The organism is Micromonospora salmantinae, from assembly GCF_022230905.1.
GTDB classification, from domain to species: Bacteria; Actinomycetota; Actinomycetes; order Mycobacteriales; family Micromonosporaceae; genus Micromonospora; species Micromonospora salmantinae.
This window is the reverse complement of the sequence record NZ_JAKKFG010000044.1, coordinates 69,573-91,110: the sequence shown is the minus strand read 5'-3', so window position 1 is coordinate 91,110 and position 21,538 is coordinate 69,573. Positions and strand designations below refer to the sequence as shown.

General features: G+C 71.2%; 20 protein-coding genes and 1 riboswitch. Of the genes, 12 read left to right on the top strand and 8 right to left on the bottom strand.

Annotation, left to right across the window (positions count from 1 at the left end; all coding sequences use genetic code 11):
• Positions 1 to 19 precede the first annotated feature (19 nt).
• Positions 20 to 610, bottom strand: a complete 591-nt coding sequence (locus tag PSH03_RS28025) for an HhH-GPD-type base excision DNA repair protein (RefSeq protein ID WP_210785161.1) — start codon at positions 608 to 610, stop codon at positions 20 to 22.
• 122 nt (positions 611 to 732) lie between these two features.
• Between PSH03_RS28025 and PSH03_RS28020 the strand changes: the two genes are divergently transcribed.
• Genes PSH03_RS28020 through dtd form a run of 4 tightly spaced genes read left to right on the top strand, consistent with a single transcriptional unit; the run spans position 733 to position 5,466 of the window.
• Positions 733 to 2,322 (top strand): DUF262 domain-containing protein, encoded by a 1,590-nt coding sequence (locus PSH03_RS28020; RefSeq protein WP_238690888.1) that lies wholly within the window; start codon positions 733 to 735, stop codon positions 2,320 to 2,322.
• Position 2,323: 1 nt separating this feature from the next.
• Positions 2,324 to 3,523, top strand: a complete 1,200-nt coding sequence (locus PSH03_RS28015) for a type II toxin-antitoxin system HipA family toxin (RefSeq protein WP_210785159.1) — start codon at positions 2,324 to 2,326, stop codon at positions 3,521 to 3,523.
• Between the two features lie 36 nt (positions 3,524 to 3,559).
• Positions 3,560 to 5,044 (top strand): DUF7782 domain-containing protein, encoded by a 1,485-nt coding sequence (locus PSH03_RS28010; RefSeq protein WP_238690887.1) that lies wholly within the window; start codon positions 3,560 to 3,562, stop codon positions 5,042 to 5,044.
• Positions 5,044 to 5,466: a D-aminoacyl-tRNA deacylase gene (dtd, locus tag PSH03_RS28005; protein ID WP_238690886.1), complete on the top strand. Its 423-nt coding sequence runs from the start codon at positions 5,044 to 5,046 to the stop codon at positions 5,464 to 5,466. Before PSH03_RS28010 ends, dtd begins: the two co-directional genes overlap by 1 nt.
• A gap of 142 nt (positions 5,467 to 5,608) precedes the next feature.
• Here dtd and PSH03_RS28000 read toward each other — a convergent pair whose 3' ends face one another.
• Entirely contained in the window at positions 5,609 to 6,397 is a 789-nt protein-coding gene (locus PSH03_RS28000) for a sporulation protein (protein WP_210786356.1), read from the bottom strand.
• A 232-nt stretch (positions 6,398 to 6,629) separates the two neighbouring features.
• Here PSH03_RS28000 and sigB point away from each other — a divergent pair, with 232 nt between their 5' ends.
• Both sigB and PSH03_RS27990 read left to right on the top strand, forming a co-directional pair.
• Positions 6,630 to 7,646 carry an RNA polymerase sigma factor SigB gene (sigB, locus tag PSH03_RS27995; protein WP_372494892.1) on the top strand — a complete coding sequence of 339 codons (1,017 nt, stop codon included), beginning with the start codon at positions 6,630 to 6,632 and terminating at the stop codon, positions 7,644 to 7,646.
• Between the two features lie 108 nt (positions 7,647 to 7,754).
• A complete protein-coding gene (locus PSH03_RS27990) occupies positions 7,755 to 8,162 on the top strand; it encodes a VOC family protein (protein ID WP_210786358.1) in 408 nt (135 codons plus the stop codon).
• Positions 8,163 to 8,172: 10 nt separating this feature from the next.
• Here PSH03_RS27990 and PSH03_RS27985 read toward each other — a convergent pair whose 3' ends face one another.
• The 3 genes from PSH03_RS27985 to PSH03_RS27975 are packed head-to-tail and all read right to left on the bottom strand — an operon-like array spanning position 8,173 to position 12,843.
• Entirely contained in the window at positions 8,173 to 10,728 is a 2,556-nt protein-coding gene (locus tag PSH03_RS27985) for a bifunctional acetate--CoA ligase family protein/GNAT family N-acetyltransferase (RefSeq protein ID WP_238690885.1), read from the bottom strand.
• Between the two features lie 24 nt (positions 10,729 to 10,752).
• Positions 10,753 to 11,934: an acetoin utilization protein AcuC gene (locus tag PSH03_RS27980; RefSeq protein WP_238690883.1), complete on the bottom strand. Its 1,182-nt coding sequence runs from the start codon at positions 11,932 to 11,934 to the stop codon at positions 10,753 to 10,755.
• A 48-nt stretch (positions 11,935 to 11,982) separates the two neighbouring features.
• Complete coding sequence (locus PSH03_RS27975) at positions 11,983 to 12,843, bottom strand: sulfurtransferase (RefSeq protein WP_238690882.1); 861 nt, start codon at positions 12,841 to 12,843, stop codon at positions 11,983 to 11,985.
• Positions 12,844 to 12,943: 100 nt separating this feature from the next.
• Here PSH03_RS27975 and PSH03_RS27970 point away from each other — a divergent pair, with 100 nt between their 5' ends.
• Positions 12,944 to 13,633 carry an iron-dependent transcriptional repressor DtxR gene (locus PSH03_RS27970; RefSeq protein ID WP_091400569.1) on the top strand — a complete coding sequence of 230 codons (690 nt, stop codon included), beginning with the start codon at positions 12,944 to 12,946 and terminating at the stop codon, positions 13,631 to 13,633.
• Between the two features lie 32 nt (positions 13,634 to 13,665).
• Here the strand turns inward: PSH03_RS27970 and PSH03_RS27965 are convergent, their stop codons facing one another.
• Both PSH03_RS27965 and PSH03_RS27960 read right to left on the bottom strand, forming a co-directional pair.
• Complete coding sequence (locus PSH03_RS27965) at positions 13,666 to 14,214, bottom strand: hypothetical protein (RefSeq protein ID WP_210786362.1); 549 nt, start codon at positions 14,212 to 14,214, stop codon at positions 13,666 to 13,668.
• A gap of 92 nt (positions 14,215 to 14,306) precedes the next feature.
• The gene (locus PSH03_RS27960) at positions 14,307 to 14,567 is read right to left on the bottom strand and encodes a DUF5522 domain-containing protein (RefSeq protein ID WP_210786363.1); all 261 of its coding nucleotides are present in this window, start codon (positions 14,565 to 14,567) and stop codon (positions 14,307 to 14,309) included.
• 148 nt (positions 14,568 to 14,715) lie between these two features.
• Here PSH03_RS27960 and PSH03_RS27955 point away from each other — a divergent pair, with 148 nt between their 5' ends.
• Entirely contained in the window at positions 14,716 to 15,279 is a 564-nt protein-coding gene (locus PSH03_RS27955; RefSeq protein ID WP_210786364.1) for a dihydrofolate reductase family protein, read from the top strand.
• 54 nt (positions 15,280 to 15,333) lie between these two features.
• Positions 15,334 to 16,275 (top strand): MerR family transcriptional regulator, encoded by a 942-nt coding sequence (locus PSH03_RS27950; RefSeq protein ID WP_238690880.1) that lies wholly within the window; start codon positions 15,334 to 15,336, stop codon positions 16,273 to 16,275.
• A gap of 44 nt (positions 16,276 to 16,319) precedes the next feature.
• On the opposite strand, the gene PSH03_RS27945 is transcribed toward PSH03_RS27950, so the two are convergent.
• Positions 16,320 to 17,255: a DUF2332 domain-containing protein gene (locus tag PSH03_RS27945; RefSeq protein ID WP_210786366.1), complete on the bottom strand. Its 936-nt coding sequence runs from the start codon at positions 17,253 to 17,255 to the stop codon at positions 16,320 to 16,322.
• Between the two features lie 144 nt (positions 17,256 to 17,399).
• On the opposite strand from PSH03_RS27945, the gene PSH03_RS27940 reads away from it, so the two are divergent.
• The 3 genes from PSH03_RS27940 to PSH03_RS27930 all read left to right on the top strand — a co-directional run bounded on the left by PSH03_RS27940 (position 17,400) and on the right by PSH03_RS27930 (position 21,297).
• Positions 17,400 to 18,524: an FAD-dependent monooxygenase gene (locus tag PSH03_RS27940; protein ID WP_238690879.1), complete on the top strand. Its 1,125-nt coding sequence runs from the start codon at positions 17,400 to 17,402 to the stop codon at positions 18,522 to 18,524.
• A 220-nt stretch (positions 18,525 to 18,744) separates the two neighbouring features.
• Positions 18,745 to 20,205 carry a glycerophosphodiester phosphodiesterase family protein gene (locus PSH03_RS27935; RefSeq protein ID WP_238690975.1) on the top strand — a complete coding sequence of 487 codons (1,461 nt, stop codon included), beginning with the start codon at positions 18,745 to 18,747 and terminating at the stop codon, positions 20,203 to 20,205.
• A gap of 97 nt (positions 20,206 to 20,302) precedes the next feature.
• Positions 20,303 to 20,384: riboswitch (ZMP/ZTP riboswitch) on the top strand.
• A gap of 13 nt (positions 20,385 to 20,397) precedes the next feature.
• Positions 20,398 to 21,297: a bifunctional 5,10-methylenetetrahydrofolate dehydrogenase/5,10-methenyltetrahydrofolate cyclohydrolase gene (locus PSH03_RS27930; protein WP_238690877.1), complete on the top strand. Its 900-nt coding sequence runs from the start codon at positions 20,398 to 20,400 to the stop codon at positions 21,295 to 21,297.
• The last annotated feature ends 241 nt before the right edge of the window (positions 21,298 to 21,538 follow it).

Sequence of the window (21,538 nt, the reverse complement as noted above, 5' to 3'; positions counted from 1 at the left end):
CCCTCAACAGGCCGGTCGGTCAGCCGCCGGTGGTCTTCGCCTTGGCCGCCGCCTTCATCTGCTGCTTGAACTCCCGCACCCGACGTAGCGAATCGGCGTCCGTGACGTCGGCCACCGACCGGTACGCGCCCGGGTCGCCGTAGTCTCCGGCCGCCTTCCGCCAGTCCTGCGGGGTCACCCCGAACCGCTTGCCGAGCAGGGCCACGAAGATCTGCGCCTTCTGCTTGCCGAAGCCGGGCAGCGCGGAGACCCGGCGCAGCAGCTCCGGCCCGTCGGCGACCTCGGCCCAGAGCAGCGCCGCGTCCCCGTCGTAGCGCTCCACCAGCACCTGGCAGACCTCCTGCACCCGGGCCGCCATGGCCTTCGGGAACCGGTGCAGCGCGGGCGGCTGGGCGAAGAGCGCGACCAGGGCCTCCGGGTCGTACCCGGCCAGCTCCGCCGCGTCCAGCTCATGGCCGAGCCGCTGCTGGAGCACGTACGGCGACGAGAACGCCTTCTCCATCGCCACTTGTTGATCAAGAACCATGCCGACCAGCAGGGCCAGCGGGCTACGCTCCAGCAGGCGGTTGGCCTCCGGGTCGATGGGCAGAACGAGCGTCATGCGGACCATCCTGCCTGGCCCGTCACGGGTGGGCGGATGCCACCCTGACTTTGCCACGTCTCACCGGCCACGTAGCTGGGACCAGGGACCTGTTGCCGATACTCTCGGTGGGTCCTGGAAAGGAGGTGGCCGTGCCGAGCCTGGAGAGGCCACGCGTCGAATACCGCACGCCGGAGGATCTGGTCCGGGACGTCACCACCGGACTGGTCCGAATACCGCCTTTCCAGCGGTCCTTCAAGTGGGAAGCGTCCGACATCGTCCGACTTTTTGACAGCCTGCTGCGGGGCTTCCCGATCGGAAACCTGCTGCTGTGGCGACGCCCAGCGCCGGCGCAACGCCTCCAGGTTGGCCCACTCGAAGTCGTGGCACCCGAGACAGCAGCGGCTCTCTGGGTTGTTGACGGTCAACAGCGCATCGTGTCTCTCGTCGGTGCTCTGACCCGGGCCGACCGCTCGGTCGATCCACGTTTCCGGGTCCATCTCGATCTCGATACCGGCGAGTTTCACACCATCGGCAACCGTCAACGACCGCCGCGGTCCTGGGTGCCCGTCAGCTCTCTGCTGGATACCGCGGTCCTGCTCCGCTGGATGCGGGATAACTCCGACTGGCTCTCCGATGAACAACTCGCCCTCGCCGACCAGGCGGCCAAAGCGATACGCGAGTACCAGATTCCGACGTACGTCGTTCACTCGGCCGACGAGAACGCCCTACTTGAGATCTTCACCCGAATGAACACCACCGGAAAGCGGCTCACCAAGTCAGAAGTCTTCCAGGCGTTACACACCGGTGCCGTCAACGACGAACTGAGCAGCCTGCACGGCCTTGGCCAGGTTCCGGCCACGCTCGGCTTCGGAACGCTCGACGATCGGCTCACCCTGCGCTGCGTCCTCGCGTATCGGGGTGGCGATATTTTCCGAGAGGACTTCCGGCAGGAGTTCGGGCCCCAGGACGACCCGGCCGAAACGCTCCGCGAGGTCGCGGCACGACTGAGGGAGGTAGTCGAGTTCCTACGTGGCGAATGCGGCATTCCCCACATCAGGCTCTTGCCCTACTCACACGTGCTGCCGATCTTGGTGCGGTTCGTCCGCTTGCACGGCACACCGAGTGGTCGACCGGCGACGTTGCTGCGTCGCTGGGTCTGGCGCAGTGCTGTCGCTGGCACCCGCGCCCGTGGAGTCAGCGTGGCCGACGTCCGCAATCAGGTGGAGTCGGTGGACGCGCCCAATGCGTTGACCGCTGCGACAAACGTCTTGCGACAGGTGCAGTCCTTCCCGGACTTCGCCGCAGAGTTGGACAAGGTGCATTTCAACCACGCAATGACCAAGCTCAACACCCTGGGGCTCCTCGCGGCCGAGCCTCGTGATCTCGACAGCGGCGAGATCATCGACATCACTCGGCTGCTGGAGCAGGGCAGTCCGTTACGTCCCCTACTGCCGGAGAGCGGCGACAAGGCCCATGGCACGATCGCTAACCGGTTTGTGCTCCCCCCCGGGGAACGTCTCACCCGCTCGCTCCTGGTAGCCGCCTCGCCAACCGTCGCAGCCAGCCATCTGATCAGCGAGGATGCTGCGGCCCTCGCGCTGCACGACGACTGGACCGCGTTCCTGGAACTACGGGCGCAGGCATGCCTCCGCATCATTACTGGCCACGTCAATCGAATGGCCGAGTGGGGCGCACGGGACGGGCAATCATTGGCGGACGTTCTGCGAACGGCCGCGTGACATGGCAGGAACGACAGCCGAGGTGCGGCTACATGGTCGTCGGGTCGGTGAGCTCCAGTTTGTTCAGGGCGGTTCCGAATTCATCTACGACGATGACCTTTCCTCTCCCGATCATCAAGTTCTTGGCCAGATCTTCGAAGACGATCCGCGATCGGTCCGACGTACACGCGTCGGCCTGCCGCCCTGGTTCGCCAACTTGCTACCCGAAGGCGCCTTGCGGCGTCAGATCATCCGTGAACTCGGGGGCGGAAGAGTGGGCGACTTCACCCTGCTACTCAGAGTGGGCAGCAACCTGCCAGGTGCCGTAACCGTGCATGCCGACAGCGAGCCGGAGGACGATTTTCTCCCAGACTCAGGGGAGCAGATCGACCACCCGCTACGCCACTCGCTGGCCGGTGTCCAGCTTAAGTATTCGATCTCAGCTGACCGACTCACCGTGCCAGTCAGCGGGCAGGGCGGTTGGTGGATCGTAAAACTGCCCGACCAGAGTCTGCGTGAGCTACCCACCAATGAGTATCTGACCATGAGATGGTTGGCAGCAGCCGGATTCCCAGTTCCGGCAGTGGATCTCCTGCGTGCGGACGAGGTCAAAGGTCTCCCCGATGGGCTAGTCCGCCCGGCTGATCTCGTCTACGTCATTCAACGGTTTGACCGCGCATACGGGGAACGCATCCACGTGGAGGACTTCGCCCAAATCGCGGACGTCGATCCTAAGTTCAAGTACAGCGAATCGGGTGCCTCGTACGACGGTTTGGCCGCAGCGATCCGGCAGCTTACCGGGGACGGCGGGTACCACGACTTCATTGCTCGTCTTGTTGCCCTGCTGGTGGTTGGCAATACAGACGGGCATCTGAAGAACTGGGCGATCAGATACGCGGACGGACGGACTCCCCACCTCGCCCCTGTTTACGACTTCCACTCTCTGTCGCTCTATTCCAACTTTCGTTGGGCTCCGCTGGCGCTCAGCCTGAATGCTGAGACAGTGCCGAGCGCCATCACCGGCGACCACTTTCGGCGCCTGGCAGAGCGAGCTGGTGCGGACCCGGAGCGGACCTTTGAGACGGTGACGCAGACCGTGGCGCGGCTGCGAACGGCGTGGACCACGGTTATGGCAGACGAGGCCCGAACACGATTCGACGCGTTGGCGGCTCATTACACGGAGCGGCTCGACACCCTGACGATCTGCAAATCGGTCGGGTGACGCGATCCGGGACGCGACGGGAGGCAGGATGTCGGGGTGGACGAACACGACATGCTGCTCTCCCCCGCCGGTGTCGACGCGCTGCGCAGCGCACTGACCCGGACCGGATTCACCAGCCACGGCATCGCCGAGCGGCTGGGCGCCCAGGCGACCGCGGCGGTCGCCCGCAACGACTATCGGGCCGCGCTGCGCGCCACCGAGGACGGCGACCCGCTCGGCACCCTGGTCCGGCTGTTCATCTGCGCCCAGACCGAATCGGAGGCGGCGGTGGCCGCCGCGCTGGCGCCGCTGAGCCTGGCCGAGGCCCTCGCGGGCGGGCTGGTCGAGCGGTACGGCGACGGCCTGCGTGCCGGCATCGACCTGGAGCCGTACGGCGAGGACTGGTGGGTGCTCGCCGACGTGCCGGCCAGCGCCCGCCCGGGTCGCCCGTTGCACGCCGAGCACGTCCTCGGCGTCGGCGGGGCAACTCACACCCTGATCGGCGCGACCATGCGCCGGCCGGTCGACACCGCACTGGACCTGGGCACCGGCTCCGGCATCCAGGCCCTGCACCTGGGCACCCACGCCAGGTCGGTGACCGCCACCGACCTCTCCGAGCGGGCGCTGCGCTTCGCCGCGACCACCGCCGCCCTCAACGGTCAGGAGTGGGAACTGCTCCGCGGCGACCTGGTCGCCCCGGTGGCCGGTCGGCGGTTCGACCTGGTGGTGAGCAACCCACCGTTCGTGGTCGGCCCGGGCACGACCACGCACGTGTACCGCGACTCCGGCCGGATCGGTGACGCGATCGGCGCCGAACTGGCCGCCGCCGCCCCGGGCCTGCTCACCGAGGGCGGCACCATGCAGTACCTGGCGAACTGGGTGCACGTCGCCGGCGAGGAGTGGGACGAGCGGGTGGCCGGCTGGTTCGCCGGGACCGGTCTGGACGCCTGGGTGATCCAACGCGAGGTGGCCGACCCGATGGCGTACGTCGACCTGTGGCTCACCGACGTCGGCGAGACCGCCGACCCGCAGCGGATGGCCGCCTGGCTGGACTGGTTCGACGCACACAAGGTGGAGGGCATCGGCTTCGGCATCGTGTCACTGCGTCGGAGCGGGCACGCCGACCCGGTGGTGCGGGTGGAGGATCTGCGCCAGCGGGTGCAGCCACCGCTGGGCGACCAGGTCGCCGCCTGGTTCGACCGCCAGGACTTTCTCCGGGTACGCGACACCGAGGCGTTGCTCGCCGAGCGCTACCGGGCCGCCGAGGGCCTCCAGCTCCGACAGGAGGCCACCATGGGCGACGAGGGCTGGGGGGTGGACCGGCAGGTCCTCGCTATGCCGCACGGCCTGCGCTGGACCGAGGAGATCGACCCGCTGGTGCTGGCGCTGGTCGGTGGCGCCGACGGCCGGCCGCCGCTGCGTGACCAGCTCGCCCTGCTGGCCGCCGCGCACGACGTCGAGCCCGACGAGATGGCCGAGGCCGCCGGCCCGATCGTGGCGCACCTGGTGGAGCGCGGCTTCATCGAGCCGGTGAGCGCCTGATGCGGGCGGTGGTGCAGACCGTCGGGCGGGCCAGCGTGACGGTGGACGGCGAGGTGGTCGGCGCCATCGAGAACGGCCTGCTGGTGCTGCTCGGCGTGACCCACACCGACACCGCGGAGACCGCTCAGACGATGGCCCGCAAGGTGCACGAGGTACGCATCCTGGACGGTGAGCGGTCCGCCGCCGACACCGGCGCGCCGATCCTGGTGGTCAGCCAGTTCACCCTGTACGGCGACGTCCGCAAGGGCCGCCGACCGAGCTGGACCGCCGCCGCCCCCGCCGAGGTCGCCGAGCCACTGGTGACAGCGGTGGTCGACGCCCTACGCGCACGAGGAGCGAAGGTGGAGACCGGCCGCTTCCGCGCCCACATGCTGGTCGAAAGCATCAACATAGGCCCCCAAACCCTCCTCCTAGACCTCTAACCCACCCCCGCCCCACCCCCCTCCCCTCCCCGGCCCGGCCCCCGGCCCACCCCTCCCTCGTTGATCATGAAGTTATTGCCAACCGCAGCGGCGTGTCGGGGCAGTAACTTCATGATCAACGGAAGGAGGGTGGTGGGGAGGGTTAGGAGAAGAGGCCGCGGCGGGTTAGGGACTGGCGGAGCCAGTTGTCGAGTTCGGCGGTCCAGTCGGTGCGGTCGGCGGTGGCGTGGTCGACAGTGAACCGGCCGAAGGCGTCCCGGCCCTCGGTGAAGACACCGCCGCGCTTGTCGACCTCCAGCACCACCTGCATCTGCTGCGCGTCGGCGATGAACGTGACCTCCAACTGGTTGATCGAGCGGGCGTACTGCGGGGCCGGGCTGAACTCGATCTCCTGGTAGAACGGCAGCGTCTGGCGTACACCGTAGATGTGACCACGCTCCACGTCGGCGCGTGCGAACCGGAAGCCCAGCCGCAGCAGCGCGTCCAGCAGTCGCTCCTGCGCCGGCAGCGGGTGCACCGACACGGCGTCCAGGTCACCCTTGTCGACAGCGCGGGCGACCTCCAGTTCGGTACGCAGGCCCATCGTCATCCCGTGCAGGTGCTGCCCGTACAACTCGGTGACCGGTGTCTCCCACGGCACGTCGAAGCGGAACGGAAGGTCGTAGCGCTGCCCCGGCTCCAGCCGGAACGCGCCGGTGACCTGCTGGCGGTGGAACTCCTGAGTGGTGTCGTAGTCGTTGTCGCCGCTCTCCACCTCGACCCGGGTGACCAGGCCGAGGGCGACGTGGTCGATGTCGACCTGGTGGTCGCCGCCCAGCACCTGGATGCGGCCCTCCAGCGGGCCGCCCGGGCGGCAGTTCGGGTTCGCCAGCACCGTCTCCACCGACGGACCACCGACGCCCATCGCCTTCATGAGCCGCTTGAAGACCACACCGTCCTCCAACTGTCGTTTCGGCCGACCTGAGGTGGCCGGCCGTCCGCAACGTAGCCGGGGCGGGCAACCACACATTCCGACGACACACCGCACCAGCGATCCGACGCAATTCCTGTCGGGTGCCCGATCGCCTCACTCCCGTTTTACGCCCCGCCCGCCAAGCTGTTGTTCACACCGGCACCACTGGGCCGGGAACACGGCACCGACGTGGAAACGGGGAGAGACAGAGATGGTTCTGCAGATGACGGAACACCGGACGCGCCCGGCCACCACGACCGACAGTGACGGGACCCCCGAGGCCCTCGTCGACCTGGACGCCACCGACGAGCGCGGCATCTCCACCGACCTGGTCCGGGCCTACCTCAACGGAATCGGCCGGACGAAGCTGCTGACCGCCGCGCAGGAGGTCGACCTAGCCCGGCGTATCGAGGCCGGCCTGTTCGCCGACGAGAAGCTGGCCACCTGCACGCCGGTCTCCGCGGAGCTGCGAGCCGACCTGGAGCTGATCGTCGCCGAGGGGCGGGCGGCCAAGGACCACCTGTTGGAGGCGAACCTGCGGCTGGTGGTCAGCATCGCCAAGCGCTACACCGGCCGTGGCATGGCGTTTCTCGACCTGATCCAGGAGGGCAACCTCGGTCTGATCCGGGCGGTGGAGAAGTTCGACTACGCCAAGGGCTACAAGTTCTCCACGTACGCCACCTGGTGGATCCGACAGGCCATCACCCGCGCCATGGCCGACCAGGCCCGCACCATTCGCATCCCCGTGCACATGGTCGAGCAGGTCAACCGGATGGTCCGGGCCCGCCGCGAACTGGCGGTGACGCTGGGCCGTGAACCGACTGTCGCCGAGGTGGCCCGCGCACTGGAGATCCCCGAGATCCAGGTCATCGAGCTGATCTCCTACGACCGGGAACCGGTCAGCCTGGACCAGGCCGTCGGCGACGACGGTGAGAGCGCGCTCGGCGACTTCGTGGCCTCGGTGGACCCGCGCACCGAGCAGGGCGACGCCGCCGCCCAGGGCGAGCTGCGCAACGAGGTCAGCATCGTGCTCTCCACCCTGTCCCAGCGGGAGCAGGCGGTCATCCGCCTCCGGTTCGGCCTGGACGACGGCCGCCAGCGCACCCTGGACGAGGTCGGTCGGGAGTTCGGCCTGTCCCGGGAGCGGATCCGGCAGATCGAGAAGGTGACGCTGCTGAAGCTGCGCGCCCCGGAGCGGGCCCAGCGCCTGGAGGCGTACGCCTGCTGACGCACCCGGTTCCCACGGAAGGCCCCGGCGGTTCGCCGGGGCCTTCCGTGCTGTCGGGGTGCTTGACTGGGACACCGTCCGCTGACCGACGACGCGAGGAGAGCGACGATGAACTGGACGCTGGAAGTGGTGATCGTGCCGGTCTCCGATGTGGACCGGGCGAAGAAGTTCTACGCCGACCAGCTCGGCTTCACGGTGGACCACGACACGGTGATCAGTGACGACGCGCGCATCGTCCAGCTGACGCCGCCCGGCTCGGGCTGCTCGATCGTGATCGGCAAGGGTGTCGTCCCGGAGATGCCACCCGGCTCACTCAAGGGCCTGCAACTGGTGGTACCCGACCTGAAGCGGGCCCACGAGGAGCTGGTCGGGCGGGGTGTGGAGGTCAGCGAGATCCAGGTGGTGGGTCAGAACCCCCGGCCGGTGCCGGATCCGCTGGACAACGTGGGCTTCGTCTTCTTCGCCGACCCGGACGGCAACACCTGGGGCGTCCAGCAGATCTCCAGCCGCGCCTGACCGGGCACGCTCACAGGCGGCGGGGGCCGGTGTCCGGGCGGGCGGCCACGCCGCCCACCCCTACCTGCGCGTGCAGGATCGAGATGCCGTCCGGGCGGGCGAGCACCGGGTTGAGGGTCAGCGAGCGCACCCGGGGCTGTTCGTCGGCGAGCTGACCCACCCGTAGCAGCAGATCGGCCAGGGCCGCCCGGTCGACCGGCGCGGCCCCCCGGTGCCCGCGCAGCAGCGGCGCCGCCCGAGGCTCGTCGACCAGTTCGGCCGCGTCCCGGTCGGTCAGCGGCACCGCCCGCCAGGCCCGATCGCCGAGCAGCTCGGTGGCGACCCCGCCCAGGCCGAAACCGACCACCGGCCCGAACGCGGGGTCTTCCACCACCTCCACCACGCAGGCCACGCCGGGCGGGACCATCGGCTGGACCAGAGCGTCCGCGCCGAAGGTCGCCGCCAGGTCGGCGTACGCCCGGCGGAGGGTCGGCTCGTCGGGCAGGTCCAGCCGGACCGCGCCGAGGTCGAGCCGGTGCCGCAGCCCGGGGGCGGCCGCCTTGAGCGCCACCGGGAAACCCAGCCGCGCCGCCGCGTCGACAGCAGCGTCGACCGAGTCGACGGACACCGAGGCCACCACGTCGATGCCGTACGCGGCCAGCAGCGCACCCGGATCGGTGGCGTCGGCCCGGAGCGCTGCCTGCGCGGCAGTCCGATCGAGGTCGGGCAGCTCCGGTGCCACCCCGGGCGGGCGGCGAAGCCACTCGGCGTACCGGTGCGCGCGGGCGAGAGCGCGGACGGCCTCCTCCACGCCGCCGTATGCCGGCACCCCCGGTGGCAGCCGCCCGACCAGGAACGTCGCCACTGTCGGCTTGCCCAGCGCGAGGGCGGCCGGCAGCGCGGCGGTCACGTCGGCGTCCACGTCGGTCAGCTGGCCGGGTAGCGGCGGGGCGAAGACCACCACAAGGGCGTCCACCCGTTCGTCACCGGCCGTCTCGGCGAGCGCGGCGGCGAACTCGGCGGCGCCGGCGCTCGGCCCGACGTCGCGGGGATAACCGTCGGCCACGCTCAGGCCGTGCCCGACGCAGGCGGTCGCGGCGAGCCCGGTGAGGGCCGAGGAGTTGCCGACCACACCGACCCGGCCGCCGGCCGGCAGCGGCTGGTTGGCCAGCAGCACACCCACGTCGAGCAGTTCCGGCACAGTGTCCACCCGGATCACCCCGGACTGGGCGAAGAGCGCGGCCACCGCCACCTCGTCCGGCCCGGCGGCGTCACCGACCCCGGGCGGGCGGGCCGGCGAGGCGAGCGCGACGACCGGTTTGGCGCGGCCGATCCGCCGGGCCAGCCGGGCGAACTTGCGCGGGTTCCCGAAGGTCTCCAGGTAGAGCATGATCACGTCTGTGCCGGGGTCGTCCTGCCAGTACTGCAGAAGGTCGTTGCCGGAGACGTCGGCCCGGTTGCCGGCCGAGACGAAGCTGGACAGCCCGAGGCCCCGCCGGTCCGCCTCGGCGAGCAGCGCCACCCCGAACGCGCCGGACTGACTGAAGATGCCGACCCGACCGGCCGGCGGCAACGCCGGGGCGAGGGTGGCGTTGAGGCGTACCGTCGGGTCGGTGTTGGCCACGCCGAGGCAGTTCGGGCCGACGACCCGCATCCCGGCCGCGTGCGCCGCGCGGACCAGCGCCCGCTGGGTGGCCGCGCCCTCCCCGCCGGCCTCGGCGAAGCCGGCCGAGATGACCACCAGGCCGTGCACCCCCGCGGCGGCGGCGTCGGCGACCACCGCGGTCGCCGCCTCAGGCGGGACCGCGACCACCGCCAGGTCCACCGGCGCTCCGGCATCAACCGCCGACGGGTACGCGGGCAGGCCCGCCACTGTCGACGCGCTCGGATGCACCGGCACCACCGCACCGGTGAACCCGCCGTCGCGCAGGTGCCCGAGCACCGCCGCGCCGACGCCCTGGCCGGTGGCGCTGGCACCGTAGACGACGATGCCGCGCGGGGCGAGCAGCCGGGCGATCGAGCGGGCCTCGGTGCGGTGCTCCCGGCCGCGCTGCACCTCCAAGCTGGCCTCGGTGGGCGCGATGGGGAAACTCAGGTGGACCACGCCGTCGGCGTACTCGCGCTGGACCTGGTAGCCGAAGTCGGCGAAGACCCGAAGCATCGTCCCGTTTGCCGGCAGCACCTCCGCGACGAAGCTCATGATGTCGTTGCGGCGGGCCGCGTCGGCCAGGTGCTCCATCAGCACCGAGCCGATGCCCCGCCCCTGGTAGGCGTCCTCCACCACGAAGGCCACCTCCGCCTCGGGGGCCTGCGGGCCGAGCCGCTCGTACCGGCCGACAGCGACGATCTGGTCGGCGGCCAGCACCACGAACGCCTCCCGGTCGTGGTGGTCCACCGTGACGAAACGGATCAGATCCCGCTCGGGGATTCGCGGGTACGGCGAGAAGTACCGCAGGTAGCGGGTGCGCTCGGAGAACCGGCTGTGCATCGCCACGATGCCCGGCGCGTCGGCCGGGTCGATAGGTCGCAACTGGACGGTGCTGCCGTCGCTGAGCAGCACGTCGACCGGCTGGTCCACTGTCGTCACCGGAACGCCCTCCCCCGGCCCGGCTCAGTCCCGTGGATCGTGCGGGTCGAGCCCGAGCAGCGGGAAGACCGTCTTGCGGGTGGCCGCGATCGCCCGGTCCACAGCGTTCGGCTCGCCGGTCGGCTGCCACGGCTCGTACGACGGGTCGGCGTCGTCGGTCATCCGCAGCGGTATCTCCCGGCCCAGACGTCGGGAGGCGACCAGGTCCCGCCATGCGGGTGGGGTGAGCGTCGCCGGGTCGATCGGGTCACCGGTGGCCACTGCCAGCAGGTGACTCCAGGCCCGGGGCACCACCTCGACGAGCGCGTACCCGCCGCCGCCGGTGGCGACCCACCGGCCGTCGCACAACTCGTCGGCGAGCGCCCGCAACGCCAGGTAGGTGGCCCGCTGCCCGTCCACCGTCAGGTTCAGATCGGCGAGCGGATCCAGCCGGTGGCCGTCGGCGCCGCACTGGCTGACCAGCACCTGCGGCCGGAACGCGCGCAGCACCGACGGCACGATCGCGTGGAACGCGCGCTGCCAGCCGCTGTCGTCGACACCGGGCGGCAACGGCATGTTGACAGCGGTGCCCTGCGCACCCGGACCACCCGTCTCGTCCGGGAAACCCGTGCCCGGGAAGAGCGCCAGCGGGGTCTCGTGCAGGCTGACAGTCAGCACCCGCGGGTCGTTCCAGAAGATGTCCTGCACCCCGTCGCCGTGGTGCACGTCGACGTCCACGTACGCGATCCGCTCTGCGCCCAGGTCGAGCAGGCGGGCGATGGCCACCGCGGGGTCGTTGTAGACGCAGAAGCCGGAGGCTCGGGCGGACATCGCGTGGTGCAGCCCACCGGCCACGTTCACCGCCCGCCGGGCGTCGCCACGCCAGACCGCCTCGGCTGCGGTCACCGTCGCGCCGGCGATGAGCGCGCTGGACTCGTGCATCCCCTCGAAGACCGGGTTGTCGGAGGTGCCCAGCCCGTACCCGGCGAAGAGCGGGTCGCGCGGCGCGTTGCGCACCGCGGCGAGGTAGGCCGGCGCGTGCACCCGGGTGAGCAGGGCATCGTCGGCGGGCTCCGGCTTGACCATCCGCACCCCTGGCCGATCCAGGATGCCCAGCTCGCGGGCCAGCGCGATGGTCAGCTCCACCCGGACCGGGTCGAGTGGATGGTCACCCATGTCGTAGGCGAGCAGCGACTCGTCCCACACCACCACAGTGTCGTCGGACATGAGGCCATCGTCGCACGAGGATCGGCGCCGGCCCACCGCACGCGCTGGTCAGCGGCCGGGTGTCGACCCGGAGGCGACCGGTCGGGCCGGGTCCGCCACCCAGTTGCTCCACGATCCGACGTAGAGCGCGGCGTCCGTGCGGCCGGCCAGGTGCAGCGCGAGCACCGCCTGGGCGGCGGTCACCCCCGAGCCGCAGTACGCCCCGACGGTCCGCCCCTCGGTCACCCCGGCGGCGGTGAACCGCTCACCCAACACGTCGGCGGCCAGGAAACGGCCGTCGGGCCCGACGTACTCCCCGGCGGGCAGGTTCGCCGCTCCCGGCACGTGCCCGGCGACCGGGTCGATCGGCTCGACCTCGCCCCGGTAGCGGGGCGCCGCCCGTACGTCGAGCAGCACGGAGTCGTCCGCGGCGGCCAGCGCGGCGGCCTGCCCGGCGTCGAGCACCGGGAGATCACCGGCGCGGACCACGACGTCACCGAGGGGTGGGGCGGGCGCGTCGGTGGAGACGGGCCGGCCGGCGGCGACCCAGGCCGGGTAGCCGCCGTGCAGCAGGCGCACCGGCCGGTGACCCGCCCAGCGCAGCGTCCACCAGGCCCGCGAGGCGGCCATGCCGTCGCCGCCGTCGTACACCACCACCGGGTGACCGGCGCGGACGCCGGCGGCCCGCAGCGCGGCCTGCAACGCGGCCGGGTCGGGCAACGGGTGCCGGCCGCCGGCACCCGGCGCCCCACAGAGCGCGGTGTCCAGGTCGACGAAGACCGCCCCGGGCAGGTGGCCGGCGAGGTAGTCGTCGCGTCCGGGCGGGCCGATGAGCCGCCAGCGGACGTCGAGCAGGGTGGGCGGATCGACCTGGCCGAGCTCGGCGACGAGCCGACCGACCTCGACCAACGGTTCCTGGGTACCGGACATGGCGACCATCCAACACCATTCGCGTAGACGGCACGCGGTTCGGCGAAGGTCACCAGCCGTTCGCCGAGGTAACATCGTGCACCGGAGGGCCGCTGACCTTATGAAGTCTCACGACCTGGTCGACACGACCGAAATGTACCTGCGCACCATCCTCGAATTGGAAGAAGAGGGGGTGCCGCCGCTGCGTGCCCGGATCGCCGAACGGCTGCAGCAGAGTGGCCCCACTGTGAGCCAGACAGTCGCCCGAATGGAGCGCGACGGGCTGCTCACCGTCGAGGGAGACCGGCACCTGACGCTCACCGCCCTGGGTCGCGGCAGCGCCGTGTCCGTGATGCGCAAGCACCGCCTCGCCGAACTGCTGCTGGTCAACGTCATCGGGATGCCCTACGAGGAGGCCCACGAGGAGGCCTGCCGCTGGGAGCACGTGATGAGCGACGCGGTGGAGAAGCGGGTCTACGACCTGCTCAACCGGCCGACCCGTTCCCCGTACGGCAACCCGATCCCGGGGCTTCAGGAGCTGGGTTCGCCGGCGGCGGAGACCACCGAGGCCGCCGAGGGCGAGCGCAACCTGGCCTTCCCCGGCCTCTCCGGGTCGGTAGTGGTACGCCGGATCTGCGAGAGCGTGCAGAAGGACGCCGACGTGCTGCGCCAACTGCACGCCGCCGGTGTCGACCCGGGCGCCACTGTGACAGTGGCCCAGGAGCGCGACGGGGTGTCGATCGACCGCTCCGGTGACCGGGTGCGGCTGCCCCGCGAGGTCGCCTCCCGGGTCTTCGTCGCCGCCAACTGAGCAAACGGGCTGAGCAACAGGGCACCCGGGCGTCACAACGCCCGGGTGTCCACCTTTTTCGCCAACGCGGTCAGGTCACCGGTCAGCTTCTCCACCGCCGAACGCTCACTGCCACGGGCCGTGGTCCAACTCACCGTGGCCAGCCGTCCGTCGCCGGCCAGCCAGCCCACCTCGGCAACCGGCCCGTGCCCGCTCGCCGCGGCGGTGGTCCGCTTGTACGCCTGCTGACCCAGCCCGGTGACCTTCGCCGCCTTGTCCGGCACCACGTCCGCGCCGAAGCTGGCCTTGTCGACAGTGGTCTCGGTCACGCTGAGCGTCAACTCCGGCAGGGTGGCGCCCGCGGCCCGGACCACACAGGTGTGGGTGTCACCCTGTTCGCTGGCCGCCGCCACGTCGAAGCGGACCTTCACCACCTGCTCGATCACCGCGAAGTCCAGCAGACGGCAGGCGCCGCCCGAGGAGGCCGCCGCCACGTCCACAGCGATCGGCACCGGCGGCGGCACCGCCACCGGTTCCGCCTCGTCGGCGCACCCGCTCACCAGCAGACCGGCCAGCCCGGCGACCACGATCCGACCGCGCACACTCCACCCTCTCGCCGACCCACGGCGGAAGGCGCCCGCCAGATGTCCGTCGGACACCGTACGGGGTGTCGGTGTCGCGCGGAAGTCCTCGTTCACGCCGATCCCGAGGGTGGATCATCCACGTACGGACAGTGCCGGCAGCCGCGCCCGCAGCACGTGCCACGGCGGGCCAGGAAACCGGCGCTGAGCACGAACAGTCCGCTCGCCGGGTCGAGGTAACCGGCCTCACCGGCGGCCAACGCGGCGGTGTGCGCGGCGAGGATCCGGGCCCGGTCGGGGTGTTCGGACGGCAGCCGGGACGGGTGCGGCTCGGTGAGCGGCCGGTCGGCCAGGGGTAGTCGCTCTCCGGTCACCGCAGCAGTCTAGGGACGGTTCGCGGTCGGCCGTCCGCTGCCTGGCTGCGCGACATGCACCCGGCGTCGTCGCGGCGAGCCGTCGTTTCGTCGTACGGTCCGACAACGATCGGGGTCGACACCTGTCGACGCGTACGGAGGGGAAACCATGCGGAAGATCGTTGTGCAGATGAGTCTGTCGTTGGACGGGTTCTTCGAGGGCCCGGGTGGCGACATCGGCTGGCACCAGGTCGACGAGGAGTTGCACCAGCACTTCAACGACGTGATCGCCCCGATGGGCGGGTTCCTCAGCGGCCGGGTCAGCCACGAGCTGATGGCCGCCTACTGGCCGACCGCCGATCAGGACCCGGCCGCCAGCGGCCCGGAGCGCGAGTTCGCCCGCATCTGGCGGGACATGCCGAAGATCGTCTACTCGCGCACCCTCGACCACGCCGACTGGAACGCCACAGTCGTGCGCGAGGTCGACGTCGAGCAGGTCCGCAAGCTCACCGCCGAACCGGGCGGCGACCTGGCGCTCGGCGGGGCCGACCTGGCCGCGACGTTCGCCCGGTTCGACCTGATCGACGAGTACCGGATCTACGTCCATCCGGTGCTTGTCGGTCGGGGCCGTCGACTCTTCCCCGAGGCCGAGACTCCGACCGGTCTGCGGCTGGTGGAGAGCCGGGTCTTCGGCAACGGGGTGGTCCTGCTCCGCCACCAGCGGGTCCGCTGACCGATGAGCGCAGCGGCTTGAGTCTCCACCGGGGGGAGACGCGAGGGTGGGGGCATGAGCGGGCAGACGTTTCACACGATCGGCGACCTGGCCCGACGGACCGGCCTGAGCGTCAAGACCATCCGGTACTACGCCGACAGCGGGCTCGTGCCGCCGACGGACCGGAGCCCGGCCGGCTACCGGCGGTACGGCCCGGCGGCCGTGGCCCGGTTGGAGCTGGTCCGGACGCTGCGTGACCTGGGCCTGGATCTGGCCACCATCCGGCGGGTGGTGGCCCAGGAGGTACCCCTGCCCGAGGTGGCCGCCGCGCACGCCGAGGCGTTGACCGTGCAGATCCGGGTGCTGCGGCTGCGCCAGGCGGTGCTCACCGTCGCGGCGAGGCGCGGGTCGGGCCCGGCCGAGGTGGACGAGCTGCACCGACTGGCCCAGCTCACCACGCGCGAACGCGGGCAGTTGGTGGCGGGCTTCCTGGACGGCGTCTTCGCCGGCCTCGGCGACCAGCCCGCGTACCCGGGTGTGATCGTCTCGTTGACACCGGAGCTTCCCGAGGACCCCAGCACCGGGCAGATCGAAGCCTGGCTGGAGCTGGCCGAGTTGTGCCGGGACCTGGATTTCCGGGCCCGGATGCGGCGGCTGGTGCGGCAGCACGCCGCCGACCACGACGTCCCGGGGCTGCCCCGCCCGGACGCCGTCGCGGTGGTCCGGGACGCGGTGGCCCCCGCCCTCGCGGCCGGTCTCGACCCGAGCAGCCCGGACGCCGATCCGGTGGTCGCAGCCGTCACCAGCCGGTACGCCAGCCTGCACTGTCACTCCGACGAGGCCGACCTGCGTCGGCGGTTGCTCGATCGGCTGGTGCCGGCCAACGACCCCCGCCGGGACCGCTACCTCGACCTGTTGGCGGTGCTCAACGGTTGGTCGACAGGCGATGCGACGGCACCGGCGGTGGACTGGTTCATCCGGGCCCTGCGCCACCGGATGCCCGAGCCGGTCTGTTGAGCTGACCGGGCCTGGGGCTTGGCGGCCGGGTCGGCTCGGCGGCGTCAGCCGAACCAGGTCAGCGACTGGCCGTGGCCCCTGGCCCAGGCCACCGGCTTTCCGTCGAGCGCGAGGACGTTGTGCAGTACGTCGCTCGGCGGGGCGGGCAGCCCGTCGTACCGGAGCACCTCCGGCCCCTCGTTCGCCACCCAGTGCCCCGGCAGCTCGCGGACCAATCGGACGAACGCGTCCCGGCGCGGGGGCGCCACCTGATAGAGCACCGACGTGTGGAAGACCACCAGCGTCGCGTCGGACGGCGCCCGCGCGGCCAGCGCCGGCAGGTCGTCCACCAGGTCTCCGCGGACCAGCAGCGGCGGGTCGGCCGCTGCGACCGCCGCCGCGGCGCGCAGCCGGGCCCGCCGGTGGGAGTGCTCCGGCCAGATCAGCGCGTCCAACCAGGACACGTCGTCGCTGTCGGTCACGTCGAGCGGGTTGAGGTCCAGGCCGGCCCGCCACGCCACCTGGGGTACGCCTGCCGGCGGCACCAACCCGTTGGCCGCGCAGTCGAGGACCAGCTCACCGGAACCGACCTGATGGTCGCCGTAGCGGTACGCGTACCGGTCGGGGTAGAGGCAGAGCCCGGCCGACGCACCGACCTCCAGCAGGGCGAGGGGCTGCGGCAGCGCGGCGAGCACCGGCAGCAGGACGGCGCACCGGCCCGCCTCGTTCGTCTGGGTGGCCCGGGTGAGCATCTGGGTCTCGACGGCCGGCCAGTGCGTCACCACGTAGTCGTGGAACGCGGCCGGGTCGTCGACCGGGCCACCGAGCCAGCGGACGACGCCGAACAGCAGATTCGGCTGCCGCTTGGCCGGCGGAAGCCCGTCCAGCAGGGTGAGCAGCTCGTCGTCGCGGGCCACCGCCTGCGACAGGCGCTCGTACGTGGGCGAGACCCCGTGCGCCTCGCGGCTGCCGAACTCGGCGTACGCCTCAGCGGTCGTCATGCCCTCATCGTCGCAGCCCATTCCTCGGTAGTTCAGCCCCCGTTCCCGTGCGCTGACTCACCCGCCTCGTAGAGTGCTGCGGCGGCTGGACCGTTGAGCAGCAGCTCAGCGGGGTCGGGCAGGGGCAACGGGGAGGAACGTGTCGTGCGGGGTGACGGTGTCCGGGTACTGATTGTCGGTGGAGGTGTCGCCGGACTGGCGACGGTGGCCGCGCTACGCGAGTGGGGTGCCACTGTCGAGGTGGTCGAGCGGGCAGCCGGGCCGACCGACTCCGGCACCGGCACCGGCACCGGCATCTACCTCACCGGCAACGCGACCCGGATGCTCGACGTACTCGGTCTGGCCGAGCCGGTCGTCGACGTCTCCGTGGAGATCACCCGGCAGCGCAGCGCCAACCAGCGCGGGCGTCGGCTCTTCGACATCGACGTGGCCGCGCTGTGGCGGGGCGTCGGGCCGTGCGTGTCGCTGCCCCGGGCGCAGCTGCACCGGGCGCTGCTCGCCGGCGTCGGCGACACCTCGATCCGCTGGGGCCGCCAACCGGTCGCGCTCCTTGCCGAGGGCGACCAGGTCGCCGTCGAGTTCGACGACGACAGCAGCGAACGGTACGACCTGGTGCTCGGCGCGGACGGGGTGAACTCGACCGTCCGCCGGCTCGCCTTCGACGGCCAGGCGGCCCGCGACCTCGGCCAGTACGCGTACCGGTGGGTCGCTCCCCGCGTCGACGACGAGCCGGTCTGGTCGGTGCAGTTGGGGCGCGGGAGGCAGTTCCTGACCATCCCGATCAGCGCCGAGCAGACGTACTGCTACTACAACGACGGCCCGGTGGCCGACCGGCCCGGCTGGCGCGACGAGCTGATCGCGACGTTCACCGAGCCGGTGGCCACCATGCTCAAGGCCCTCGACTACGACGACAGCACCCTGCACGTGGGGCCGAACCAGGAGGTCGTGCTCGACTCCTGGTCCCGGGGTCCGGTGCTGCTGATCGGCGACGCCGCCCACGCCACCTCGCCGAACATGGCCCAGGGCGCGGCGATGGCCCTGGAGGACGCGGTCGTGCTCGCGTCGTCGTTGGCCACCGCCGGGTCCGTTGCCGAAGCCCTGCGCGGGTACGAGGCGCGGCGCCGCCCGCGTACCGAGTGGGTGCTCAGCCAGACCCATCGCCGCGACAAGGCCACCGGGCTCCCGCCCGCGCTGCGCGACCTGGTGATGCGCCGCCTCGGCGAGCAGATCTTCCGTTCGAACTACGGCCCCCTGTTCGTCCAGCCCTGACCTGGGGCGAGCCCATCACCTCTCCGGGCAGCTGGCCCGGCCGGTCGACCCGGAAGGACCGGGGCCGTGCATGGTCAGATTTCCATGATCCTTCGCGGGGATTCCATGATCCGTTCAGCCGTCGCCTCGCCTGGTTTACCAGGCTGAGTGGACGGTCGTACCAGCTGAGATCCGGCCGGCAGCAGCGGACCTGGGAGTGGAACCAGTGCGTAGACAGTGGATGAGCTGGGCCTTTGCCGCAGTGGCGACCGGTGTCGTGGTGGGCCTCGTACCGCCCGCCGTGGCCGGCGCGATCGGAAACGCGACGACCGCGACGGGCGCGAGCGTCGAGGGTGACCGCCCGAAGCCACCCGCTCAGACGATCGAGCAGGTACGACGTCAGTACCTCGACCACCGGCCGGACGCTCCGGTGATGGTGGTGGCGCACCGCGGCTACTGGCGGGGCGCGCCGGAGAACTCCGTACCGGCGATCGACCTGGCGATCAGGAACGGCGCGCAGGTCGTCGAGATCGACGTGCGGCGGACCTCCGACGGCCAGCTCGTGGTCATGCACGACACGTCGGTCAACCGGACGACGAACGGCACCGGTGAGATCTCCGGCATGACCCTGGCGCAGATCAAGGCGTTGCGTCTGCGCGCCGGGCTGGGCGGCGGGCAGGCACCGCTGACCGACGAGCAGGTGCCGACGCTGGCCGAGGCGCTCGCCGTGGTGAAGGGCCGCGCGCTGGTCAACCTGGACAAGGGCTGGCCCGTCCGGGACCAGATGTACGACCTGCTGGCTGCCACCGGCACCCTCGACCACGCCATCTTCAAGAGCTCGGCGCCCGTGGCAGAGGTGGAGACATTCCTCGACCGGGATTCGCACATCCTCTACAGCCACGTCGTCGACGACGGCAACGCGGCCAGCATCGGCGCCTTCACCCGGCACCAGCCGCCGTCGTACGAGCTGGTCTTCGACCGGCTCACCGACGCGCAGATCCAGCCGGCCGCCGTCGCGCTCGCCGGCAAGGACGCCCGGACCTGGGTCAACAGCATGTGGTACGGCCTCGCGGCCGGCTACACCGACGAGGCATCGTTGATCGATCCGGCGAACGGCTGGGGCGCGCTCGTCGAACGCCACCGGTTCGACATCATCCAGACCGACAACCAGGACCAACTGCTGGACTGGCTGGCAAGCCGCCGTGAACACGGCCCGAAGGCGCAGTGGCCGGCTCTACCGGACGGCACCGTCCGCGTTCAGGCCGAGGAGTACTCGCGCGACGGCAAGGACGTCGGTTACCACGACGCCGAGGACGACAACAAGGGCGGGGCGCAGCGCAAGTACGAGGGCGTCGACATCTGCGACCAGAACGGCGCGATCGACGTGTGCTGGATCCGCGGCGGCGAGTGGATGAGGTACACCGTCGAGGTGCCGAAGGCCGGCACCTACGAGGTCGCGGCCCGGGTCTCATCGCCGTACAGCCCTGCGGGACGGTTCACCCTGACGTTCGACGGGGCCCGGACCACCGCCCCGGTCGACGTGCGGACCACGACCTCGCACGACGCGTTCACGCTTCAGCCGCTGCCCGAGACGCAGTACCTGACGCGGGGCACCCACGAGTTCGTGATCAGCATGGATGCGTCCGCGTACCAGAACTTCAACATCGACTACTTCGACTTCCGGTACACCGGCAAGCACTGACCCACCGGCCGGCGACCGTCAGGGACCGTGGGCGCGGCGGGGTCCTCCCCGCCGCGCTCCCCCTCGCTGGGCAGTTGCCCTGGTGATGCGGCATTATCGAACCACCGGCGACTGGCGGCACGGGGATGGTGGAACCATCGGGGAGCCTCTCGCGGGCGTCGACCGCCTGGGCGCCTGCGTCGAGGAACCGTCATGACCACGACCAGCCAATCCGCCGAGCAGCACACCCCCTCGGGCACGGCCCGGCTCCTGCCGGGTGCACCCGTCGCCGAAGCCGTCCTGGCCGAGACGGCCGCCGCAGCCACCCGCCTACGCAGCCGCGGGATCACCCCGAGCCTCGCCACCATCCTCGTCGGCGACGACGACGCCAGTGCCGGTTACATCGCCATCAAGCAGCGTCAGGCCGCCGCGCTCGGGTTCGCCTCCCCGCACGTGCATCTGCCGGCCACCGCCACCCAGGCCGAGCTGCACCTGGCCATTGCCCGATTCAACAGCGACCCGGCCGTACACGGGCTGCTCGTGCAGTACCCCGTTCCGGGGCACCTGGACTACGACGCGGCGTTGCAGACCATCGACCCGGACAAGGACGTCGACGGCATGCATCCGCTGAACATGGGGCGTCTCGCCGTCGGCCTGCCCGGCCCGCTGCCGTGCACCCCCGCCGGCATCGAAGCCCTGCTGGCCTACTACGAGATCCCCGTCGCCGGTCGTGAGGTCGTCATCCTCGGCCGGGGCGCCACCCTTGGCCGCCCCCTGGCGATGATGCTCGCCCAGAAGCGCCCGACCGCCAACGCCGCCGTCACCGTCGTCCACACCGGCGTGCCGGACTGGGGCCGCTACACCCGCCGCGCCGACATCCTCGTCGCCGCCGCCGGCGTACCCGGGATCGTGCAGCCCGAGCACGTCAAGCCCGGCGCCGTCGTCATCGGCGCCGGCGTCCGCTACGAAGGCCGGCGCCTCCTGCCGGACGTGGACGAATCGTGCGCGGAGGTAGCCGGCGCCATCACGCCCCGGGTCGGCGGGGTCGGGCCGACCACCGTCGCGATGCTGTTCCGCAACGCCGTACGCGCCGCCGAGCGAGCGAGCCAGTAACCCGGTTCCGCCGCCATCACCAAGATCACTTGATGCTGAGCAGTCAGAACGGCTCGTCCACACCTACTCAGCATCAAGTGATCGAGGCGGCTACCTGCGCGTCTCGCCGGATGAGGTCACCGGACCCAGCCCAGGAAGCGCCGGTGCAGCAGCCCGGCGGGCACCAAGGCCAGGTCCTCGGCCGCCCAGACCAGGTACGACCCCATGTAGAGATTCAACGACACAGCTGCGCCCCCTGTTC

Coding starts and splice junctions, on each gene's coding strand:
- PSH03_RS28025 (WP_210785161.1), bottom strand. CDS start 610: ATGGTCCGCATGACGCTCGTTCTGCCCATCGACCCGGAGGCCAACCGC.
- PSH03_RS28015 (WP_210785159.1), top strand. CDS start 2,324: ATGGCAGGAACGACAGCCGAGGTGCGGCTACATGGTCGTCGGGTCGGT.
- dtd (WP_238690886.1), top strand. CDS start 5,044: ATGCGGGCGGTGGTGCAGACCGTCGGGCGGGCCAGCGTGACGGTGGAC.
- sigB (WP_372494892.1), top strand. CDS start 6,630: ATGGTTCTGCAGATGACGGAACACCGGACGCGCCCGGCCACCACGACC.
- PSH03_RS27990 (WP_210786358.1), top strand. CDS start 7,755: ATGAACTGGACGCTGGAAGTGGTGATCGTGCCGGTCTCCGATGTGGAC.
- PSH03_RS27980 (WP_238690883.1), bottom strand. CDS start 11,934: ATGTCCGACGACACTGTGGTGGTGTGGGACGAGTCGCTGCTCGCCTAC.
- PSH03_RS27975 (WP_238690882.1), bottom strand. CDS start 12,843: ATGTCCGGTACCCAGGAACCGTTGGTCGAGGTCGGTCGGCTCGTCGCC.
- PSH03_RS27970 (WP_091400569.1), top strand. CDS start 12,944: ATGAAGTCTCACGACCTGGTCGACACGACCGAAATGTACCTGCGCACC.
- PSH03_RS27955 (WP_210786364.1), top strand. CDS start 14,716: ATGCGGAAGATCGTTGTGCAGATGAGTCTGTCGTTGGACGGGTTCTTC.
- PSH03_RS27950 (WP_238690880.1), top strand. CDS start 15,334: ATGAGCGGGCAGACGTTTCACACGATCGGCGACCTGGCCCGACGGACC.
- PSH03_RS27945 (WP_210786366.1), bottom strand. CDS start 17,255: ATGACGACCGCTGAGGCGTACGCCGAGTTCGGCAGCCGCGAGGCGCAC.
- PSH03_RS27935 (WP_238690975.1), top strand. CDS start 18,745: ATGAGCTGGGCCTTTGCCGCAGTGGCGACCGGTGTCGTGGTGGGCCTC.
- PSH03_RS27930 (WP_238690877.1), top strand. CDS start 20,398: ATGACCACGACCAGCCAATCCGCCGAGCAGCACACCCCCTCGGGCACG.